This is a genomic window from Streptomyces sp. NPDC006733, assembly GCF_040636125.1.
Classification (GTDB): Bacteria; Actinomycetota; Actinomycetes; order Streptomycetales; family Streptomycetaceae; genus Actinacidiphila.
The window spans coordinates 13,177-32,210 of sequence record NZ_JBEYJD010000031.1 but is presented as its reverse complement, the minus strand read 5'-3'; the positions used below and the strand labels follow the sequence as shown (position 1 = coordinate 32,210).

At 72.8% G+C, this 19,034-nt stretch carries 14 protein-coding genes and 1 pseudogene; 13 read left to right on the top strand and 2 right to left on the bottom strand.

Features of this window, described 5'->3' with window-relative positions; all coding sequences use genetic code 11:
* Positions 1 to 28: 28 nt before the first annotated feature.
* Positions 29 to 511: an Lrp/AsnC family transcriptional regulator gene (locus ABZ721_RS25840; protein ID WP_358791082.1), complete on the bottom strand. Its 483-nt coding sequence runs from the start codon at positions 509 to 511 to the stop codon at positions 29 to 31.
* A 161-nt stretch (positions 512 to 672) separates the two neighbouring features.
* Between ABZ721_RS25840 and pdhA the strand changes: the two genes are divergently transcribed.
* From pdhA to ABZ721_RS25780, 12 genes and pseudogenes are all read left to right on the top strand, one after another.
* Entirely contained in the window at positions 673 to 1,839 is a 1,167-nt protein-coding gene (gene pdhA / locus ABZ721_RS25835) for a pyruvate dehydrogenase (acetyl-transferring) E1 component subunit alpha (protein WP_358791151.1), read from the top strand.
* Positions 1,836 to 2,855, top strand: a complete 1,020-nt coding sequence (locus tag ABZ721_RS25830; protein WP_358791081.1) for an alpha-ketoacid dehydrogenase subunit beta — start codon at positions 1,836 to 1,838, stop codon at positions 2,853 to 2,855. Before pdhA ends, ABZ721_RS25830 begins: the two co-directional genes overlap by 4 nt.
* The gene (locus ABZ721_RS25825; RefSeq protein ID WP_358791080.1) at positions 2,855 to 4,225 is read left to right on the top strand and encodes a dihydrolipoamide acetyltransferase family protein; all 1,371 of its coding nucleotides are present in this window, start codon (positions 2,855 to 2,857) and stop codon (positions 4,223 to 4,225) included. Before ABZ721_RS25830 ends, ABZ721_RS25825 begins: the two co-directional genes overlap by 1 nt.
* Before the next feature lie 72 nt (positions 4,226 to 4,297).
* Positions 4,298 to 5,262, top strand: a pseudogene (locus ABZ721_RS25820) (NTP transferase domain-containing protein).
* Entirely contained in the window at positions 5,259 to 6,791 is a 1,533-nt protein-coding gene (locus ABZ721_RS25815; RefSeq protein ID WP_358791079.1) for a molybdopterin molybdotransferase MoeA, read from the top strand. The pseudogene ABZ721_RS25820 and the gene ABZ721_RS25815 overlap by 4 nt, the downstream one beginning before the upstream one ends.
* A gap of 340 nt (positions 6,792 to 7,131) precedes the next feature.
* Positions 7,132 to 8,136 (top strand): potassium channel family protein, encoded by a 1,005-nt coding sequence (locus ABZ721_RS25810; protein WP_358791150.1) that lies wholly within the window; start codon positions 7,132 to 7,134, stop codon positions 8,134 to 8,136.
* A gap of 10 nt (positions 8,137 to 8,146) precedes the next feature.
* A complete protein-coding gene (locus ABZ721_RS25805; protein ID WP_358791078.1) occupies positions 8,147 to 9,103 on the top strand; it encodes an NAD(P)H-quinone oxidoreductase in 957 nt (318 codons plus the stop codon).
* A 146-nt stretch (positions 9,104 to 9,249) separates the two neighbouring features.
* Positions 9,250 to 10,197, top strand: a complete 948-nt coding sequence (locus ABZ721_RS25800) for a hypothetical protein (protein WP_358791077.1) — start codon at positions 9,250 to 9,252, stop codon at positions 10,195 to 10,197.
* A gap of 64 nt (positions 10,198 to 10,261) precedes the next feature.
* Entirely contained in the window at positions 10,262 to 10,909 is a 648-nt protein-coding gene (locus tag ABZ721_RS25795; protein WP_358791076.1) for a PadR family transcriptional regulator, read from the top strand.
* Positions 10,910 to 11,026: 117 nt separating this feature from the next.
* Complete coding sequence (locus ABZ721_RS25790; protein WP_358791075.1) at positions 11,027 to 11,764, top strand: ABC transporter ATP-binding protein; 738 nt, start codon at positions 11,027 to 11,029, stop codon at positions 11,762 to 11,764.
* A complete protein-coding gene (locus tag ABZ721_RS25785; RefSeq protein WP_358791074.1) occupies positions 11,761 to 14,613 on the top strand; it encodes an ABC transporter permease in 2,853 nt (950 codons plus the stop codon). The genes ABZ721_RS25790 and ABZ721_RS25785 overlap by 4 nt, the downstream gene beginning before the upstream one ends.
* A 118-nt stretch (positions 14,614 to 14,731) precedes the next feature.
* Positions 14,732 to 15,277 carry a bacterial proteasome activator family protein gene (locus ABZ721_RS25780; protein ID WP_358791073.1) on the top strand — a complete coding sequence of 182 codons (546 nt, stop codon included), beginning with the start codon at positions 14,732 to 14,734 and terminating at the stop codon, positions 15,275 to 15,277.
* A 120-nt stretch (positions 15,278 to 15,397) separates the two neighbouring features.
* On the opposite strand, the gene ABZ721_RS25775 is transcribed toward ABZ721_RS25780, so the two are convergent.
* Positions 15,398 to 17,134 (bottom strand): protein kinase, encoded by a 1,737-nt coding sequence (locus ABZ721_RS25775; RefSeq protein WP_358791072.1) that lies wholly within the window; start codon positions 17,132 to 17,134, stop codon positions 15,398 to 15,400.
* Between the two features lie 208 nt (positions 17,135 to 17,342).
* On the opposite strand from ABZ721_RS25775, the gene ABZ721_RS25770 reads away from it, so the two are divergent.
* Positions 17,343 to 18,905 (top strand): protein kinase, encoded by a 1,563-nt coding sequence (locus ABZ721_RS25770; RefSeq protein ID WP_358791071.1) that lies wholly within the window; start codon positions 17,343 to 17,345, stop codon positions 18,903 to 18,905.
* The last annotated feature ends 129 nt before the right edge of the window (positions 18,906 to 19,034 follow it).

Here is a 19,034-nt window from a genome sequence, read left to right as displayed (position 1 = left end):
GGCAGCCCCCTGGCGTAGCCGGGATGGCTCAGTCGCCGACGACGAGGTCGGTCTCCTCGAAGACCAGGAGCGTCCGGCTGCTGAGCACCTCCGGTATGGCCTGGATGCGGGTCAGGACCAGCTCGCGGAGGCTGCGGTTGTCGGCGGTGTGCACCAGCATCAGCACATCGAAATCCCCGCTCACCAGGGCGATGTGGGCCACGCCAGGAAGGGTGAGGAGGGTCTCCCGGACCGTCCGCCAGGAGTTCTGAACGATCTTGAGGGTGATGTACGCGGACGCGCCCTGCCCGGCGCGTTCGTGGTCCACCCGCGCGGTGAACCCGCGGATGACGCCGTCCTCGATGAGGCGGTTGATCCGTGCATAGGCGTTCGCCCGGGAAACGTGCACGCGCTCGGCCACCGAGCGGACCGAGGCCCTCCCGTCCTCCTGCAGCAGCCGCAGAATCGTCCGGTCGATGGAATCGAGGGGGCGACTGTGCGGATCGGGCTCGGCCATCTGTTCTCGCGGCATGCCCCCGAACCTCCTTACCATGGACGGACTGGCTCCATTCCAGGCTGTGGAGAACCGTTTGTCCACAGGCTGAACGCACCTGTGGCCAAAATGCCTCCGACAACCGAACAATCGGTTGGGAGGGCGTGATCCGTCCTCCAACCTACGAGGAGGTGCTCGCGATGACCGTCATGGACCAGAAACCCGCTCCTGGCCACAGGCATGGGGGACCCCAGCGCCCCCCCATCGACGCCACGCCGCTGCTGCCCGAGACCGTGCCGTTCCGGCTGCTGGGCACCCCCGACGCCGCCGAGCTCGACCCCGCGCTGCTCACCGAGCTCTACGCCCAGCTCGTGCGCGGCCGCCGGTACAACCGGCAGGCCACCGCGCTGACCCGGCAGGGCCGGCTCGCCGTCTACCCCTCCAGCACGGGTCAGGAAGCCTGCGAGGTCGCCGCCGCGATGGCGCTGCGCCCGCAGGACTGGCTCTTCCCGAGCTACCGCGACACCCTCGCCGTCATCGCCCGCGGCGTGGACCCCGTCGAGGCGCTCACCCTGCTGCGCGGCGACTGGCACACGGGCTACGACCCCCGCGAACACCACGTGGCACCGCTGAGCACCCCGCTGGCCACCCAACTGCCGCACGCGGTCGGCCTCGCGCACGCCGCCCGCCTCCAGGGCGACGACGTGGTCGCGCTCGCCATGGTCGGCGACGGCGGCACCAGCGAGGGCGACTTCCACGAGGCGCTGAACTTCGCGGCCGTCTGGAACGCGCCGGTCGTCTTCCTCGTGCAGAACAACGGCTTCGCCATCTCCGTGCCGCTCGACAAGCAGAGCGCCGCCCCCTCGCTCGCCCACAAGGCGGTCGGCTACGGGATGCCGGGCCGGATGGTCGACGGGAACGACGTCGTCGCCGTGCACCAGGTGCTCACCGAGGCCGTGGACCGGGCCCGCGCGGGCGGCGGACCGACCCTCGTCGAGGCCATCACGTACCGCATGGAGGCGCACACCAACGCCGACGACGCCACCCGCTACCGGGACGAGGCCGAGGTCGAGGCCTGGCGCGACCACGACCCGATCACCCTGCTGGAGCGCGAGCTGAACGAGCGCGGTCTGCTCGACGACACGCTGCGGCACGTCACCGAGGAAGCCGCCGAGAAGATGGCCGCGGACCTGCGCGAGCGGATGAACGCGGAACCGCTGCTGGACCCGATGGACCTCTTCGCGCACGTCTACGCCGAGCCGACCCCGCAGCTGCGGGAGCAGGCGGCGATGCTGCGCGCCGAGCTCGACGCCGAACGCGACGGCGGGCACACCGACCACACCCAGCACGCCGGAGCCGGTTCATGAGCACAGCGACCGCCCCCGCCGCCACCGCGCGCAAGCCCGCCACCATGGCGCAGGCGCTCAACCGCGCGCTGCGGGACGCCATGGCGGAGGACCCGTCCGTCCACGTCCTCGGCGAGGACGTCGGCGCGCTCGGCGGCGTCTTCCGCATCACGGACGGCCTCACCAAGGAGTTCGGCGAGACCCGCTGCACCGACACCCCGCTCGCCGAGGCCGGGATCCTCGGCACCGCGGTCGGGATGGCGATGTACGGGCTGCGACCGGTCGTCGAGATGCAGTTCGACGCCTTCGCCTATCCCTCCTTCGAGCAGCTGATCAGCCATGTGGCCAAGATGCGCAACCGCACCCGCGGGGCGGTCCCGCTGCCGATCACGATCCGGGTGCCGTACGGCGGCGGCATCGGCGGCGTCGAGCACCACAGTGACTCCTCGGAGGCGTACTACCTGCACACCCCCGGCCTGCACGTGGTCACCCCGGCGACGGTCGGGGACGCGTACGGGCTGCTGCGGGCCGCCATCGCCTCGGACGATCCGGTGGTCTTCCTGGAGCCGAAGCGGCTCTACTGGTCCAAGGACGAGTGGAACCCGGACGATCCGGCACCGGTGGAGCCCATAGGGCGCGCCGTGGTGCGGCGCCAGGGAAGCGGTGCCACCCTCATCACGTACGGCCCCTCCCTGCCGGTCTGCCTCGAAGCCGCGGAAGCGGCCCGCGAGGAGGGCTGGGACCTGGAGGTCCTGGACCTGCGCAGTCTGGTCCCCTTCGACGACGAGACGGTCGCGGCAGCCGTGCGCAGGACGGGCCGGGCGGTCGTCGTGCACGAGTCCGCCGGATTCGGCGGCGCGGGAGCGGAGATCGCGGCCCGGGTCACCGAGCGCTGCTTCCACCACCTCGAGGCACCGGTCCTGCGGGTCGCCGGCTTCGACATCCCGTACCCGCCGCCGATGGTCGAGCGGCACCACCTGCCCAGCGTGGACCGGATCCTGGACGCGGTCGGCCGGCTCCAGTGGGAGGAGCGCTGATGGCCGTCGTGAAGGAGTTCACCCTCCCGGACCTGGGAGAGGGGCTGACGGAGGCGGAGATCGTCCGCTGGCTGGTGCAGGTCGGCGAGGTCGTCGCCATCGACCAGCCGGTCGTCGAGGTCGAGACGGCCAAGGCCGTGGTCGAGGTCCCGTGCCCCTACGGCGGGGTCGTCACCGCCCGGTACGGCGCGGAGGGCGAATCGCTGGCCGTGGGCCGTCCCCTGATCACGGTGGCGGTCGGTTCCGCGCTGGGTTCCGACGCCCCGGGCGGCGGTGCCGCGTCCGCCGCGGGAGCCGCGGCCGAGGGATCCGGCAACGTCCTGGTCGGCTACGGCACGGCTGCGCCGGGGGCGCGCCGCCGCCGGGTCCGGCCGACGGGCGCCGACCGGCACCCGTCACCGGCGGGACAGCCCACGCCCACGCCCACGCCCGAACCTGCGCCCGAACCCGTCCCCGCCCCTGCCCCCGTACGGGAAGCAGTGCGCGTCGACGGCCCCGTGGCGGTCATCTCGCCGCTCGTGCGGCGGATCGCGCGGGAGCACCGGCTCGACCTGCGGTCGCTGGCGGGGTCGGGACCGGACGGGCTGATCCTGCGCGCGGATGTGGAGCGGGCGGTCGCCGCGGCGGGCGCACCGGTCGCGACAGCCCCGGCGACGACGGCCGCACCGGCCGCCGCCGTGGCGGGGGAGCGGGTGCCGCTGCGCGGGATCCGCGGAGCGGTGGCCGAGAAGCTCAGCCGCAGCCGCCGGGAGATCCCGGACGCCACCTGCTGGGTGGACGCCGACGCTACGGAGCTGCTCGCGGCCCGGGCGGCCATGAACGCCGGCGGTGGACCGAAGGTCTCCGTGCTCGCGCTGTTCGCGCGGATCTGTACGGCGGCACTGGCGCGGTACCCCGAGCTCAACTCCACCGTCGACACCGAGCGGAACGAGATCGTGCGGCTGCCCGCCGTGCACATCGGCTTCGCCGCGCAGACGGAGCGCGGGCTGATGGTCCCGGTCGTCAAGGACGCCCAGACACGGACCACCAGGGAGCTGTCGGCGGAGATGGCCCGGCTCACCGAGGCGGCGCGCACCGGCCGCCTCACGCCCGCGGACCTCACCGGCGGCACGTTCACCCTCAACAACTACGGGGTGTTCGGCGTCGACGGCTCGACGCCGATCATCAACCACCCCGAGGCGGCGATGCTCGGAGTCGGCCGCATAGCCGCCAAGCCCTGGGTGCACCAGGGGGAGCTGGCCGTCCGTCAGGTCGTCCAGCTGTCGTTCACGTTCGACCACCGGGTGTGCGACGGCGGTACGGCGGGCGGCTTCCTGCGGTTCGTCGCCGACTGCGTGGAACAGCCCGCGGTGCTGCTCGCGGCGGTCTGAGGGCGCCGGCCCGGCCCGGGTTCGGGGGCCGGGCGGGGCCGTCCGGCGGGGCGTCACGGCATACTGCGCGGTATGAGTGCACATGACGCCGTGGTGCTGGCGGGCGGCGCCGCCCGGCGCCTGGGCGGGGCGGACAAGCCGGGTCTCGACGTCGCCGGGCGCCCGCTGCTCGACCGGGTGCTGGAAGCCTGCGAGGGCGCTGTCGACACGGTGGTCGTCGGTCCGCGCAGAGCCACCGCGCGGCCGGTCCTGTGGGCCCGCGAGGAGCCGGCGGGCGGCGGACCGCTGCCCGCCCTCGCCGCCGGTCTGGTGCGGGTGGGTGCGGAGACGGTGCTGGTGTTCGCCGCCGACATGCCGTTCCTGACACGGGCGACGGCGGACGCGCTGCGGGAGGCGCTGCGGGACGCGGCGGACGCGGACGGCGTCGTGCTGACCGACCCGTCCGGCCGGGACCAGCCGCTGGCCGCCGCCTACCGGACGGAGTCCCTGCGCCGGGGGCTGGCGCTGGTCGCCACCGAGCACGGCACGCTCGCCGGGCTGCCGTTGCGACTGCTCGCCGAGGAGCTGCGGCTGCACCGGCTGCCGGACCCCTCGGGTTCGGATTCCTTCGACTGCGACACCTGGGACGACGTCGCGGTCGCACGGGCGCGACTGGAGCAGGGGTGAGCCTGCGCGGCGATGGGCGCCGCATCGGGGACGATGGGCCTGTGTTGGATGAATGGATCGCCGCAGCCAAGGCCGAACTGGGGATCGAGCTCGAGGTCGACACCACGGTCCTCCTCGACCTCGCCCGTGATGCCGCGCATGGTGTCGCCCGCCCCGCCGCACCGCTGACCACGTTTCTGGTCGGCTACGCCGCCGCCCAGTCCGGGGGCGGCCCCGAGGAAGTGCGCAACGCCGCCCGCAAAGCGGCCGAACTCGCCGAACGCTGGTCCGCCGAGGCGGCCAAGGAAGCCAAGCCCGCCGAGACCGCCAAGGGCGGCGACACCGGGTCCGGTGATACCGGCCCCTCCCAGGCAGGGAGCCCGGCCGGATGACGGATCAGGAGGAGGCCGCCCTCAACGCGATGGGCGAAGCCCTGCTGCTCGCCAACGAGGGCAGGTCCCCCCAGGCGTACGCGGCCGGAAGCGGCGGCACGCACAGCGGAACGTTCACGGGCACGGGCGCAGGCAGGGGTACCGGCGCAGGCGCAGGAGCAGGCACCGGCACCGGCACCGGCACCGGACGAAGTGCCGACCGAGCCCCCGGCCCCGACAGCCTCGACCCCCTCGCCACCGCGGGGCTCGACGCCGACGACGCGCAACGCCCCGAGCCCGCGAAGCAATCAGCGCCGGAATCCGGGCCCGGCGCCCGGACCGAGCCCCCGCCCCGCCCCCACGACCTCACCTGGCCCGAGGCCCGCAGGGCCGCGCGCGCCGCCGGCCGGCGGCTGCCCGCCGTCAGCCGGCCGCTCGCCGGCGCGCTCGGGTACGCGCTCGCCGCCCCGCTCACCGCGCTGACCGATCTGCCGTCCTTCGACACCTCGGCGATGGACGGCTGGGCCGTGGCCGGCCCCGGCCCCTGGCGGCTGGAGAGCCGGCAGCTCCTCGCAGGCCAGCGGCCCGGCGTGGCGCTGCTCGACGGCCACGCCATCGCGATCGCGACCGGCGCGGCCCTCCCGCCCGGCGCCACCGCGATCATCCGCAACGAGCACGGCAGGACCGAACGGCGCACCGACGGCGAGTTGCTGCACGCCACCCGCGGAGCGCCCACCCCCGGCCAGGACGTGCGCCCGCGCGCCCAGGAGTGCCGAGGGGGAGACGAACTGCTCTCCCCCGGTGTCGTCGTCACGCCCGCCGTGCTGGGCCTCGCGGCGGCTGCCGGGTACGACGAGCTGCGCGTGATCACCCGCCCCCGGGTGGAGGTGCTGGTCCTCGGCGACGAGCTGCTCGACCACGGACTGCCCCACGCCGGATTCGTCCGCGACGCCCTCGGCCCGATGCTGGCCCCGTGGCTGGAGGCGCTCGGCGCCGAAGTGATCGGTACCCGGCGCGTCGTGGACGAGGTCGACGCGCTCATGAGCGCGATCGGCGGCACCACCGCCGACCTGCTGATCACCACCGGCGGGACGGCCGCCGGGCCGGTCGACCACGTCCACCCCGTCCTGCACACGCTGGGCGCGAAACTGCTGGTCGACGGCGTCGCCGTCCGTCCGGGCCACCCCATGCTGCTGGCCGAACTCCCCGCGGGCGGCCATCTCGTGGGGCTGCCGGGCAATCCGCTGGCGGCGGTCTCCGGCGTCGTCACCCTCGTCGCGCCCCTGCTGCGCATGCTCGCGGGCCGTCCGGTCCCGGCCCCGTACACCGCGGCGCTCACCGCCGACGTGCCCGGCCATCCGACCGACACCCGCCTGGTGCCGGTCGTCTTCGACGACGAATCGGCCGTCGTCCCGCTGCGTTTCCACGGGCCCGCCATGCTGCGGGGCCTGGCCACCGCCGACGGGCTGGCGGTCATCCCGCCCGGCGGCGCGGTGGCGGGGCAGGAGACGGCCGTGCTCGACCTGGGCTGGGGGACGGCGGGTTGCTGACAGCGGGCATACCGGTGCCGGCGGGCATACCTGGGATGCCGGTGCCGGCGGGGGCACCAGGAGTTCCGGGGACACCGAAAGCACCAGGGACGGCGGTTCGACCGTCACGAGAGCGCCGAGAGCCACGAGGTGAAGTCCGTTGAAACTGCCCCGCCACGACGCCGCCGCGGGCCGGGCGGACAGGGACCCCGGCACCCACGACCCCGCCGACCCCACGGATTCCACCGACGGCCAGAGTGATGACCAGGGTGACGGCCAGGGCGACGACTCCGCCGCGGTCTTCCACCGCGGCGGCCACCGCGCCGACCACGACCACCCGGGCAGCGCGGCCTACCGCGTGATGTTCCCCCGGCAGGCCATCGGCCCGCTGGTGCAGGTCTCGCGGCGGCTGGCGATGGCGCTGCTGGTGCTGCTCGCCACGGTCCTCATCGTCTATCTGGACCGCGGCGGGTACCACGACAACGCCGACGACGCCGTCTCGTTCCTCGACGCGCTCTACTACGCGACGGTCACGCTCTCGACGACCGGCTACGGCGACATCGTCCCCTACAGCGTCAGCGCGCGGCTGTGCAACGTCTTCCTGGTGACCCCGCTGCGCGTCATCTTCCTGATCATCCTGGTCGGCACGACCCTCGAGGTGCTCACCGAGCGCACCCGCGAGCAATGGCGGCTCAAACGCTGGAGGTCCACCTTGCGCGACCACATCGTCATCGTCGGATACGGCACCAAGGGCCGGTCCGCCGCGCAGACGCTGCTCGGCCGGGGGATCCCGGTCGAGAAGATCGTGATCATCGACCCCAGCCCGAAGGTGGTCCAGGCGGCCACCGCCGAGGGCTTCGTCGGGGTGGTGGGCGACGCGACCCGCAACGACGTGCTGCTGCGCGCCGAGGCCGAGCGCGCCAAGGAGATCGTGATCGCGGCGCAGCGTGACGACACCGCCGTGCTCGTCACCCTGACCGCGCGTCAGCTCAACAAGCGGGCGAACATCGTCGCCTCGGTGCGCGAGGAGGAGAACGCCCCGCTGCTGCGCCAGTCCGGCGCCAACGCGGTGATCACCAGCTCCAGCGCCGCCGGCCGGCTGCTCGGCCTGTCGATGCTCAGCCCGAGCGTGGGGCAGGTGATGGACGACCTGATCACCTACGGCAGCGGGCTCGACCTCATTGAGCGGCCGGTCACCAAGGCCGAGGTGGGCAAGGCGCCGCGGGACGTGTCCGACCTCGTCGTCTCCATCAAGCGCGGCCACCGGCTGCTGAGCTTCGACGATCCGGACGTGGGGACGCTGCAGTTCGCCGACCGCCTGATCGCCATCCATCGCGCGGGCCCCGACCTGCCGACCGGGGAGTAGCCTCGCCAGCATGTATGCGATCACCATCCCCGAAGCCGGCGGACCCGAGGCGCTCGTCTGGGCCGAGGTCCCGGATCCCGTACCCGCCGCGGGCGAGGTCCTGGTCGAGGTCGTGGCCGGCGCCGTCAACCGTGCCGATCTGCTGCAGCGCCAGGGCTTCTACGACCCGCCGCCCGGCTCGTCCCCCTACCCGGGCCTGGAGTGTTCCGGCCGGATCGCCGAGCTCGGCCCCGGCGTCGCCGGCTGGGCGGTCGGCGACGAGGTGTGCGCGCTGCTCTCGGGCGGCGGTTACGCGCAGAAGGTCGTCGTCCCGGCCGGGCAGCTGCTGCCGGTGCCCAAGGGCGTCGACCTGGTGGCCGCGGCCGCGCTGCCCGAGGTCGCGTGCACCGTATGGTCCAACGTCTTCATGGTCGCGCACCTGCGCCCCGCCGAGACGCTGCTGGTCCACGGCGGTTCGAGCGGGATCGGCACCATGGCGATCCAGCTCGCGAAGGCCGTGGGCGCCAAGGTCGCGGTGACGGCCGGCAGCGCGGAGAAGCTGGAGGCGTGCCGGGAGCTGGGTGCGGACATCCTCATCAACTACCGCGAGCAGGACTTCGCGGAGCTGGTCTCGGCCGACGTGATCCTCGACATCATGGGCGCGAAGTACCTCGAACGGAACGTGGACGCGCTGGCGGTCAACGGCCGCCTCGTCATCATCGGGCTGCAGGGCGGCGCCAAGGGCGAGCTGAACCTCGGCAAGATGCTGGCCAAGCGCGTGGCGGTCGCCGCGACCTCGCTGCGCGGGCGCCCACTGGGCGAGAAGGCCGCGATCGTGGCGGCCGTGCGGGAGCACGTCTGGCCGCTGTTGGAGGCCGGTACGGTGCGGCCGGTGGTCGACCGTACGGTCCCGATGTCCGACGCCGCAGAGGCGCACCGGATCGTCGAGGGCAGTACGCACATCGGCAAGGTCGTGCTGACGGTCTGAGGCCCGTCACTGCGACGGCCCGGCCACGTCCCCTTCCTGACGCCCGCCCGAGATGCCGCAATTGACCCCCTGTGTGAGGCTTTGTTTCACAGTGGAGTCGGCGGCTGAGAGGGGCGGGCGTCTTGCGTGCGGCACCCGTTGGGCGAGTGGCGGCGACAGCCGCACTGGCCGGAGCGCTCCTGCTGCTGCCGGCCGGATCGGGGTGGGCGGCACAGGCGCGCGCGATGGTGGTGCACGAGGTCACGCTCGCGGCGCCCCCGCCCACGGCGCTTCCCGCGCTGCCCCGGCTGGTGCGGAAGCCGCTGCGGCTTCCGCGGCGACCGGAACAGCCGCGACCGCCGACGCGGCTGGAGCGGCCGGAGCTGCCGGAGCTGCCGAGACCTCCGAAGCCGCCCGTGCCGCCCGAGCCTTCGCGCCCGCCGATACCCCGGCCCCCGGAGTTGCCCGAACAGCCGTCCGGGCCGGGCGAACCCTCGGAGCCGCCGCATTCCGCGTCCCCGAAGCCCGAGAAGCCCGAGAAGCCGCAGAAGCCGGAGCAGCCGGGCGTCCCGAAGCCCGCCGAGCCGCGGCCGCCCACCACGCAGCCCACGAAGCCCGCGAAGCCCAGTAAGCCTGCGACCCCCACGAAGCCCGCGAAGCCGACGACCCCGGCGAAGCCGAAAACGCCCGCGAAGCCGAAGCCCGGCGCGACGGTCCCGAGCCATCAGGGCGGGGTGCACGGGATGTCCGACTCCGTCCCCTCGGCCGTCACCGACTCCGACGCCGACTCCGACCCCGGCGCCGACCTCGGCTCCGACGAGGACCGCTTCGCGGCGGAGTACCAGCCCCCGGACGATGGCCCGCCGGAAGGCGCCGACGGCGCCGAGGAGTACGGCCCCGCGGGATCCGCGCCGTCCACCTCGCCCGTCCCCCCGCAGAAGCCGCCGGTGCTGCCGGGAGCGCCCGTCCTGGCCCGTGTCACGGACGCTCCTGCCGTCGAGCAGGATGCCGCGGACCCCGTGGGCCGCGCGGTGAGCGTGCTGCCGCTCGGTGCGGGGCTGGCCCTGGTGGGGCTCGGTCTCGGCTTCCTGGGTCTGCGCCTGCGCCGGTCCTGATCGGCCGCCTCGCCGCCCCCCTCGTCCTTGCTCTCCGTGACCATACTCGGTATACATACTCAGTATGTCGATCCGTCACGGCCTTCTGGCCCTCCTCGATCGCGGTCCCCGCTACGGCTTCCAGCTGCGCACCGAGTTCGAGTCCCGCACCGGTTCCACCTGGCCGCTGAACGTGGGCCAGGTCTACACGACCCTCAACCGGCTGGAGCGCGACGGCCTGGTCGTGCCGGCGGGGGAGGACGACGGCGGACACGCGCTGTACGCCATCACCGATGAGGGACGCAGCGAACTGCGCACCTGGTTCTCCACACCGGTGGACCGCGCGAACCCGCCGCGCAACGAGCTGGCGATCAAGCTCGCGATGGCCGTCGGCTCGTCCGACATCGACATCCGCGCCGTCATCCAGGCGCAGCGCCACCACACCCTCCAGGCCCTGCAGGACTACACCCGGCTGAAGGCCCAGGCGCTCGTCGCCCTGGAGCAGGACCAGAACCGCGACGACGTCGCGTGGCTGCTCGTCATCGAGCAGCTGATCTTCCAGGCGGAGGCCGAGGCCCGCTGGCTCGACCACGCGGAGACCCGTCTCGTACGGCTCGCCGGCGCGATCGCCGCCGACAAAGGTGCCGACCTGAAGGACCCGAAGCAGCAGGACTCGGCGCAGGACAGGGGACTGCGGAGCGCCCTGGCGCGCTCGCGCCCCGGCCGCCGCTGAAACCGCGCTCCCCGCGCCCCACCGGCACTCCGGCACACGCATGCCGAGCGACCAGTGACCCGACCGACCTGACTGACCCGACCGACCCAAAAGACCTGATCACAGGGGGATCGACCCATGTCTGCCCAAGAGCATCAGCCCGTCCTGCAGTTGCAGGAGCTGACCCGAGTTCATGGCAGCGGCACCACCGAGGTGCACGCGCTGCGCGGCATAGACCTGTCCGTCTTCCCCGGTGAGCTCGTCGCCGTCATGGGCCCGTCCGGCTCCGGCAAGTCCACGCTGCTGACCATCGCGGGCGGACTCGACCTCCCCACCTCGGGCCGGGTGCTCGTCGAGGGCACCGACCTCACCACCGCCAACCGCAAGCAGATGGCCGCGCTGCGCCGCCGCAGCATCGGGTACGTCTTCCAGGACTACAACCTCATCCCGGCGCTGACCGCCGTCGAGAACGTCGCCCTACCCCGCGAGCTGGACGGCACCTCCGCCCGCAAGGCCCGCCGCGAGGCGCTGGCCTCGCTGCAGGAGATGGACCTCGACCACCTCGCCGACCGCTTCCCGGACGAGATGTCCGGCGGCCAGCAGCAGCGGGTCGCCATCGCCCGCGCGCTGGTCGGCGACCGCCGGCTGGTCCTGGCCGACGAGCCGACGGGTGCGCTGGACTCCGAGACCGGCGAGTCGGTGCTCGCGCTGCTGCGGGCCCGCTGCGACGCGGGCGCCGCCGGCGTCCTGGTCACCCACGAGCCGCGGTTCGCGGCCTGGGCGGACCGGGTGGTGTTCCTGCGGGACGGCTCCGTCGTCGACACGACGCTGCGCTCGTCCGCCGAGTCCCTGCTCACCGGCGGTGTCGCTCAGTGAACGGCTGGCTCAACTCCTGGCGTGCCGCCGTGCGGATCGCACGGCGCGACGCCTGGCGCTACAAGGGGCGCAGCCTCCTCGTCCTCGCCATGATCGCGCTGCCGATCCTGGGCGTCAGCGCCGCGGACATCACCATCCGCAGCTCGCAGCTGTCCGCCGAGCAGAAGCTGGCCCGCGACATCGGCGCGGCCGACGCCAGGCTCTCCGACGCCGGATACGACGGCCAGCCGGTCTACCAGGCGCCCGACGGCCAGAACAAGGCGCTGGTCAACGAGAACTCCGAGGGACACCTGGTGTCGGGCCGCCCCGGCGCCAACGCCGATGTGCCGGCCGCCATCCCGGCCGGGGCGAAGTCGCTGAAGGACTCCACCGGCACGGGCAAGGTCCACACGAAGTACGGCCTGCTGGACGTCGACATCCGTGAGCTGAAGGCCTCCGACCCGATGGCCGCCGGGATCATGGAGCTGGACCGCGGCCGCTTCCCGGCCGCGCCGGACGAGGTCATCGCGACCAACGCGTTCCTCAAGACGAGCGGGCTGTACGTCGGCTCCTCGGTCTCCGCCCGCGACCTGCCGACCAAGTACAAGATCGTCGGCGCTTACGACCTGCCCGGCGAGCTGAAGACCCTGCAGATCAACGCCCTGCCGGACTCTTTCCTGGCGCCGCTCGCGAAGGCGCTGAAGGCGGCGGGACGCGACGGGCCGGGCACGTCCTCCACGTACCTCGTGGCCCTGGACGGTGGTTTCACGTGGAACATGGTGAAGGAGTCGAACGCCAAGAGCGTCGTCGTCCGCTCCCGAGCGGTGACGCTCGACCCGCCGGCCGAGTCCGCCGTGCCGCTCTTCGTCAAGTACCCCGACTGGAACCGCGACTACAGCGGCAGCACCGCTGAGCGGGCCGCGCTGCTCGCCGTCGGCGCGACCATCGTCGGCCTGGCGATGCTGGAGATCTGCCTGCTCGCCGGCCCCGCGTTCGCCGTCGGCGCCCGCCGCTCGCGCCGCCAGCTCGGTCTGGTCGGTGCCAACGGCGGCGACCGCCGCCACATCCGCGCGATCGTGCTCTCCGGTGGCCTGGTGATCGGGGTGGCCGCGGCCGTCATCGGCACGGTGCTCGGACTCGCGCTGACCTACGCGCTGCGCGAGCCGCTGGAGCAGTACGTCGGCGCGCGCTTCGGCGGGATCTCGCTGCACCCGCTCGAACTCATCGGGATCGGGCTGCTGGCGATCCTCACCGGGCTGATGGCCGCCATCGTCCCGGCGATCGTCGCCTCCCGGCAGAGCGTGCTGGCCGCGCTGACCGGCCGCCGCGGCGTCCGGCACGCCAACCGGGTGCTGCCGGTGCTCGGCCTCGCCGCCGTCTGCCTCGGCGCCGGCATCGCGGCCTTCGGCTCGTCGAAGACCGACAACGTGCTCGCCGTCGGCGGCGGCTCCGCCATCGCCGAACTCGGCATCGTCGCCCTCACCCCGACCCTCGTCGGGATGTTCGGACGGCTCGGCGGCTGGCTGCCGCTCTCCCCGCGGCTCGCGCTCCGCGACGCGGTGCGCAACCGGGGCCGTACGGCGCCGGCCGTCGCCGCCGTCCTCGCGGCCGTCGCGGGCACGGTCGCCGTGGCGACGTACACCGCCAGCAGCGACCTGGAGTCGCGCAACGGGTACGAGGCACGGGCACCCTACGGTGTCACCACGATCAGTATCGAGCGGGAGCAGGGCCGTGACCTGGACGGGGTCCGGGCGGCCGTCGAGAAGCGCTTCCCCGTCTCGGCCCGCGCGGACGTCTCCCGGCTGGTCGTCGGCAAGAAGTCCTGCACGATGTACCGCGACAACCCCGGCTGCGGCCGGGTGCAGATGATCCTCCCCCCGGCGAACGCGTGCCCCACGGACGGGCCGGACAACGAGACGCGGTTCAGCGTGGCCGAGCGCCGGAAACTGGCCACGGACTGGCGCTGCGCCCGGACGTACCACCCCAGCGCCATCACCACGGATTCCGACGTGCTGGTCGGTGACGCCGGAGTGCTGCACGCGCTCGGCATCCACGACCCCGGGGCCGAGCAGGCGCTGGCGGCGAACCACACCGTGCTCTTCGACAAGCACTACGTGGAGAAGAACCGGCTGACCTTCCGGATCATCGAGGACTCCTCGAAGCCGGTCGCCGAGGGCCAGGAGCCCGTCGGCCCGCTGAAGTCCTTCCCCACGTACGTGGCCAAGGACGGCACGGAGTCCTACGGCGTGCGCGCCCTCATGACGCCCGCCACGGCGCAGGCCGCCGGGCTGATGACCGTTCCCTACGGCTCGTACTTCGTGAACGAGAAGGCGCCCAGCAGCGAGCAGCGGCAGGCGCTGGACGACGATCTCGCCAAGCTGGGCGCCGACCCGGACCTCTACGTCGAGCGGGGGTACGTCAGCGACAACAACATCGTCCTGCTGGCGCTGACCGTCTTCGCCGGCCTGGTCACCGTCGGTGCCGCGGGCATCGCCACCGGCCTGGCCCAGGCGGACGCCGAGCCCGACCTGAAGACGCTGGCGGCGATCGGCGCGGATCCGCGGGTCCGCAGGACGCTGTCCGGCTTCCAGTGCGGGGTGGTGGCCGTGATGGGCGTCGTCCTCGGCTCGGCTGCGGGCGTCCTGCCCGCGATCGGGCTGCGCAAGGCCGAGGAGCGGCAGCAGCTGAAGTTCTACCACGAGGCGCTGGACCGGGGCTGGGGCGGCCAGACCACGCCCCCGCACCTCCCGATCGTCGTGCCGTGGCCGACGCTGGCGGCCCTGATCGTCGCCGTCCCGCTGGGCGCGGCACTGCTGGCGGCCCTGGTCACCCGGTCCCGCACCTCGCTGTCGCGCCGCGAGGCCTCGTGAGCCGCTGACGACCGGCCCGAACTGGTCAAATGAAGAAACGTATGCCCTCTGACGTGGTGGATCAGCCGCGCCAGGGGGCACACCTTCAGGAGAACGCGGTGTGCGAGAGAATGGCGGCATGGAGATGCCGATGAACGAACGGTCGCAGGAGAGCCCGCAGGTCCTGATCATGGGGCCGGACGGAATGGCGCTCGGCGGCACCCCTGGCGGCGGCGAGGAATCGCGCGAGGTCCCGGTGACAGACATGGTGGAACAGCCGGCGAAGGTCATGCGCATCGGCAGCATGATCAAGCAACTTCTGGAGGAAGTGCGGCAGGCGCCTCTCGACGAGGCGAGCCGCGTGCGTCTGAAGGAGATCCACGCCAGCTCCGTGAAGGAGCTGGAGGACGGTCTCGCCCCCGAGCTGGTGGAGGAGCTGGAGCGACTCTCCCTGCCTTTCAACGACGACTCGATCCCGACCGAGGCCGAGCTGCGCATCGCGCAGGCCCAGCTGGTCGGCTGGCTCGAGGGCCTCTTCCACGGCATCCAGACGGCACTGTTCGCCCAGCAGATGGCGGCCAGGGCCCAGCTGGAGCAGATGCGCCGCGCGCTCCCGCCCGGTGCGGGCGGCCATGACGACGACGAGGGCGGCCACCCGAACGCGCGCTCCGGCCCGTACCTCTAACGAACGCCGACAGGCGACAGCGGCAGCGAACGGCGAAGGGCCCGGCACACACCAGGTGTGCCGGGCCCTTTCCGCAGGTCCGCCGGTCCGAGGGTCCGCTGCTCGGAGGTCGTCGTCCGCTCAGCTGGCGCCCTTGCCGGTGGAGACCCAGATGGTGATCTTGCTTGCGTCGTTCTTCTGCGTGACGTTGTAGTCCGCCAGCGCCTTGGGCGTCTGGTCGACGACCGCGCCCTTGCCCCACTGCTGCTCGTTCGTGTACTTGACGGTGTACTTCCATCCGGCGGCCTTGAGGCACGCCTCGACGGAGTCCCGGTACTTGGTGTTGAACTGCGGGAACAGCACCACGTTGGGGTCCGTGTTGGTGAAGCCCTGGGTGGCCCCGGTGCACGCCGACGACTCCAGCGTCCGGGTCTTGTCGCCCTGGACGATCCCGCCGTCGTTGCCCCCGGTCGACGGCGACGTGCCGCCGCTGGAGGCTCCCGGCACGGCCTGGCTGGACTGGCTGGTCGACGGGGTCGGGTCGGGGTCCTTGTTGGCGGTGTTGTCCTTGTCGTCCCGGTTCGCGATGATCAGGCCGACGATCAGGGCCACGACCACCACCGCCACCGTGGCGCCGATCAGCACGGCGCGGTTCGACCGCCCGCCGCTGTTCCCGCCGGTACCGCCGCCGTGTCCGGCCGGGCCGTGCGGCTGCACCTGCTGCGGGTAGCCGGCCGTCGGAGCCGGCGTCTGGTACTGCGGCGCCTGGTGCTGGACCTGCTGCGGGTAGCCGTACGCGGCCGGGGTCGCGGGTGCCGGAGTGCCGGGACCGTACGCGCTGTGCTGCGGCGCGGGCGTCTGGTACGGGCTGTGGACGTTCGGCGGCGGGGTGTGCAGACCGCCCTGGACGGGCGGGAAGACCGTCGCGGAGACGCCCTCGCCGCGGCTGTGGGCGGGCGGACCGCCGCCGATGATCAGCGGGGTGGTGCCGGCCTGCCCCGAGGCGCCGACCCGCTCCAGCTCGTCGTGCATGGCGTCGGCGGTCGGGAAGCGCTCCGCGGGGTTCTTCTTCAGGGCCCGCGCGATGAGAGCGTCCACCCCCGGGGTGATCGCCCGGTTGTACTGCGACGGCGCGGGCGGGATCTCCTGCACGTGCTGGTAGGCCATGCCCAGCGGCGAGTCGGACTCGAAGGGGATGCGCCCGGTCGTCAGCTCGAAGAGCATGCAGCCGACGGAGTACAGGTCGGAGCGCTCGTCGACGCCGCGGCCCAGCGCCTGCTCGGGCGACAGGTACTGCGGGGTGCCGACGACCATGCCGGTCTGCGTCATCGACGTGACCCCGGACTGCATGGCCCGCGCGATGCCGAAGTCCATGACCTTGACCACGCCGCGCTTGGTCACCATCACGTTGCCGGGCTTGATGTCGCGGTGCACCAGGCCCATCTCGTGGCTGACGGCGAGCGCGGCCAGCACGTCGCCGGTGATCTTCAGGGCCTTCTCGGCCGGCATCGCGCCGTACTGCGCGATGTCCTCGGCCAGCACCACGTTGAGCGGCTTGCCCTCGACGTACTCCATGACGATGTACGGGACCATCGCGCCGTCGAGGGTGTCCTCGCCCGAGTCGAAGACCGAGACGATGTTGGTGTGGTTGAGCTTGGCGACGGCCTGCGCCTCGCGGCGGAACCGCTCGCGGAAGGACTGTTCGTTCCCCAGGCTCGTGTGCAGCGTCTTGACGGCGACCGGGCGGTCCAGCACCGTGTCGTGTCCCAGGTGCACCGATGCCATGCCGCCCTCGCCGAGGAGATCGCGCAGAACGTAGCGACCGCCTCCGACCGAGCGACCCGCATAACCGGTCTGCGCGCCGTCCCCGCTGCTCATCTGTACCGCTTCCCCCTAGAGAAGGCCCTCGTCCCGCGAGCTTGCCCGCCAAGTCTGGCTTATCGCGCGAGCACGTCAAGTTTGGTGACCATCTCGTCACCTGATGGGCATACGGCCCATACACGAGCGGCCCGCCGCGGTCCCCGGAGACGGTAGCGTGACCGACCAGAAAACCTGTAAGGCGAGGCACAAGCGACGGCGAGGACTGATGGTCGACCCCCATGAGACGACCGCAGGAACCGGAGCGTCCGATTCTCCCGAATTGTGGGGCGCCCAGGGAATGGTCGGTGACGGGCGTTACCGGCTCACCCACCGGCTGGGACGCGGCGGAATGGCCGAGGTGTTCGCGGCCGAGGACGTACGGCTGGGACGCATCGTGGCGATCAAGCTGCTGCGCTCCGACCTGGCCGAGGATCCGGTCTCCAAGGCGCGCTTCACCCGCGAGGCACAGTCGGTCGCCGGGCTGAACCACCACGCGGTGGTCGCGGTGTACGACTCCGGCGAGGACCGCACCCCCACGGGCACGGTGCCCTACATCGTCATGGAGCTGGTCGACGGACACACCATCCGCGACCTGCTGACCGGCGCCGAGGCGCCGCCCATCGACCAGGCGCTGATCATCATCTCCGGTGTGCTGGAGGCTCTCGCCTACAGCCACCAGCACGGCATCGTGCACCGTGACATCAAGCCGGCCAACGTCATCATCACCAACACCGGCGCCGTCAAGGTCATGGACTTCGGCATCGCCCGCGCCCTGCACGGTGCGGCCAGCACCATGACCCAGACCGGCATGGTCATGGGCACCCCGCAGTACCTCTCCCCCGAGCAGGCGCTCGGCAAGGCGGTCGACTACCGCTCCGACCTGTACGCGACCGGCTGCATGCTCTACGAGCTGCTCGCGCTGCGGCCCCCCTTCACCGGCGAGACGCCGCTGTCGGTGGTCTACCAGCACGTGCAGGACGAACCGCAGGTGCCGTCCACGGTCAGCGACCGGGTGCCGCCGGAACTCGACGGCATGGTGCTGCGCGCGCTCGCGAAGCACCCGGACGACCGGTTCCAGAGCGCCGAGGAGATGCTCGGCGTCGTGCAGTACGCGCTGCACATGCTGCAGGAGCAGGGCGGCTGGAACAACGTCTGGGACACCGGCGTCGTCCCGCAGTCCTCCCCCGGCGGGCCGTCGGCGGGCGCGGCGGGTACCCCCGGCGCGACCATCGGCCGGCAGGGCAACAGCACCACCGCGGAGTTCAGCCGGCCGGTGATGCTGGGCGCCGCGGGCGGTGGGGCCGACGAGACGCGCGGCTACCACGAGCCGCAGCACGGCGGCGGTGGTGGCGGCAACAAGTGGCTCAAGCCGGTGCTCTTCGTGCTGGCCGCGGTGCTCGCCATATCGCTGGGCGTGTACTTCGCCATCGGGCAGGCGGGGGACAAGAAGGACCCGGGCAAGGACGTGGTGTCGCCGAGTTCGCAGACCTCGCAGGGCCAGACCACCGCGCCGAGCCAGGACACCTCCACGGACCCGAACCAGGGCAGCGGGGGCGCCACCCAGGAGACGACGCAGCCGCCGTCCCACCGGCCGACGCGCACCTCCAGCCCGACGCCCACGGAGACGGCGACCGAGACGGGGACGGAGTCCCCGACCGCGACGCCCACCGAGACGGTGACGGACTCCCCGACGCCGACCAAGGAAACGCCGACGTCCCCGCAGACGACGGCCCCGACCGGCGGCGCCACCGGCGGCGGCAACAACCAGGGCAAGCCCGGCGGCAACTGACCGGACGCGATCACCGGCCTGACCGACCTGACCGGCCACCGGCAACCAGGCCGGTCAGCCGGTCGGTCAACCGGTACGCCGGCCCGGTCGGTCAGCCGGTACGCCGGCCCGGCCGGTCAGCCGGTACGC

Bases quoted from the DNA above. Each gene is read 5' to 3' on its own strand.
- ABZ721_RS25840 (WP_358791082.1), bottom strand. From the start codon at position 511: ATGCCGCGAGAACAGATGGCCGAGCCCGATCCGCACAGTCGCCCCCTC.
- pdhA (WP_358791151.1), top strand. From the start codon at position 673: ATGACCGTCATGGACCAGAAACCCGCTCCTGGCCACAGGCATGGGGGA.
- ABZ721_RS25830 (WP_358791081.1), top strand. From the start codon at position 1,836: ATGAGCACAGCGACCGCCCCCGCCGCCACCGCGCGCAAGCCCGCCACC.
- ABZ721_RS25825 (WP_358791080.1), top strand. From the start codon at position 2,855: ATGGCCGTCGTGAAGGAGTTCACCCTCCCGGACCTGGGAGAGGGGCTG.
- ABZ721_RS25815 (WP_358791079.1), top strand. From the start codon at position 5,259: ATGACGGATCAGGAGGAGGCCGCCCTCAACGCGATGGGCGAAGCCCTG.
- ABZ721_RS25810 (WP_358791150.1), top strand. From the start codon at position 7,132: ATGTTCCCCCGGCAGGCCATCGGCCCGCTGGTGCAGGTCTCGCGGCGG.
- ABZ721_RS25805 (WP_358791078.1), top strand. From the start codon at position 8,147: ATGTATGCGATCACCATCCCCGAAGCCGGCGGACCCGAGGCGCTCGTC.
- ABZ721_RS25795 (WP_358791076.1), top strand. From the start codon at position 10,262: ATGTCGATCCGTCACGGCCTTCTGGCCCTCCTCGATCGCGGTCCCCGC.
- ABZ721_RS25790 (WP_358791075.1), top strand. From the start codon at position 11,027: ATGTCTGCCCAAGAGCATCAGCCCGTCCTGCAGTTGCAGGAGCTGACC.
- ABZ721_RS25780 (WP_358791073.1), top strand. From the start codon at position 14,732: ATGGAGATGCCGATGAACGAACGGTCGCAGGAGAGCCCGCAGGTCCTG.
- ABZ721_RS25775 (WP_358791072.1), bottom strand. From the start codon at position 17,134: ATGAGCAGCGGGGACGGCGCGCAGACCGGTTATGCGGGTCGCTCGGTC.
- ABZ721_RS25770 (WP_358791071.1), top strand. From the start codon at position 17,343: ATGGTCGACCCCCATGAGACGACCGCAGGAACCGGAGCGTCCGATTCT.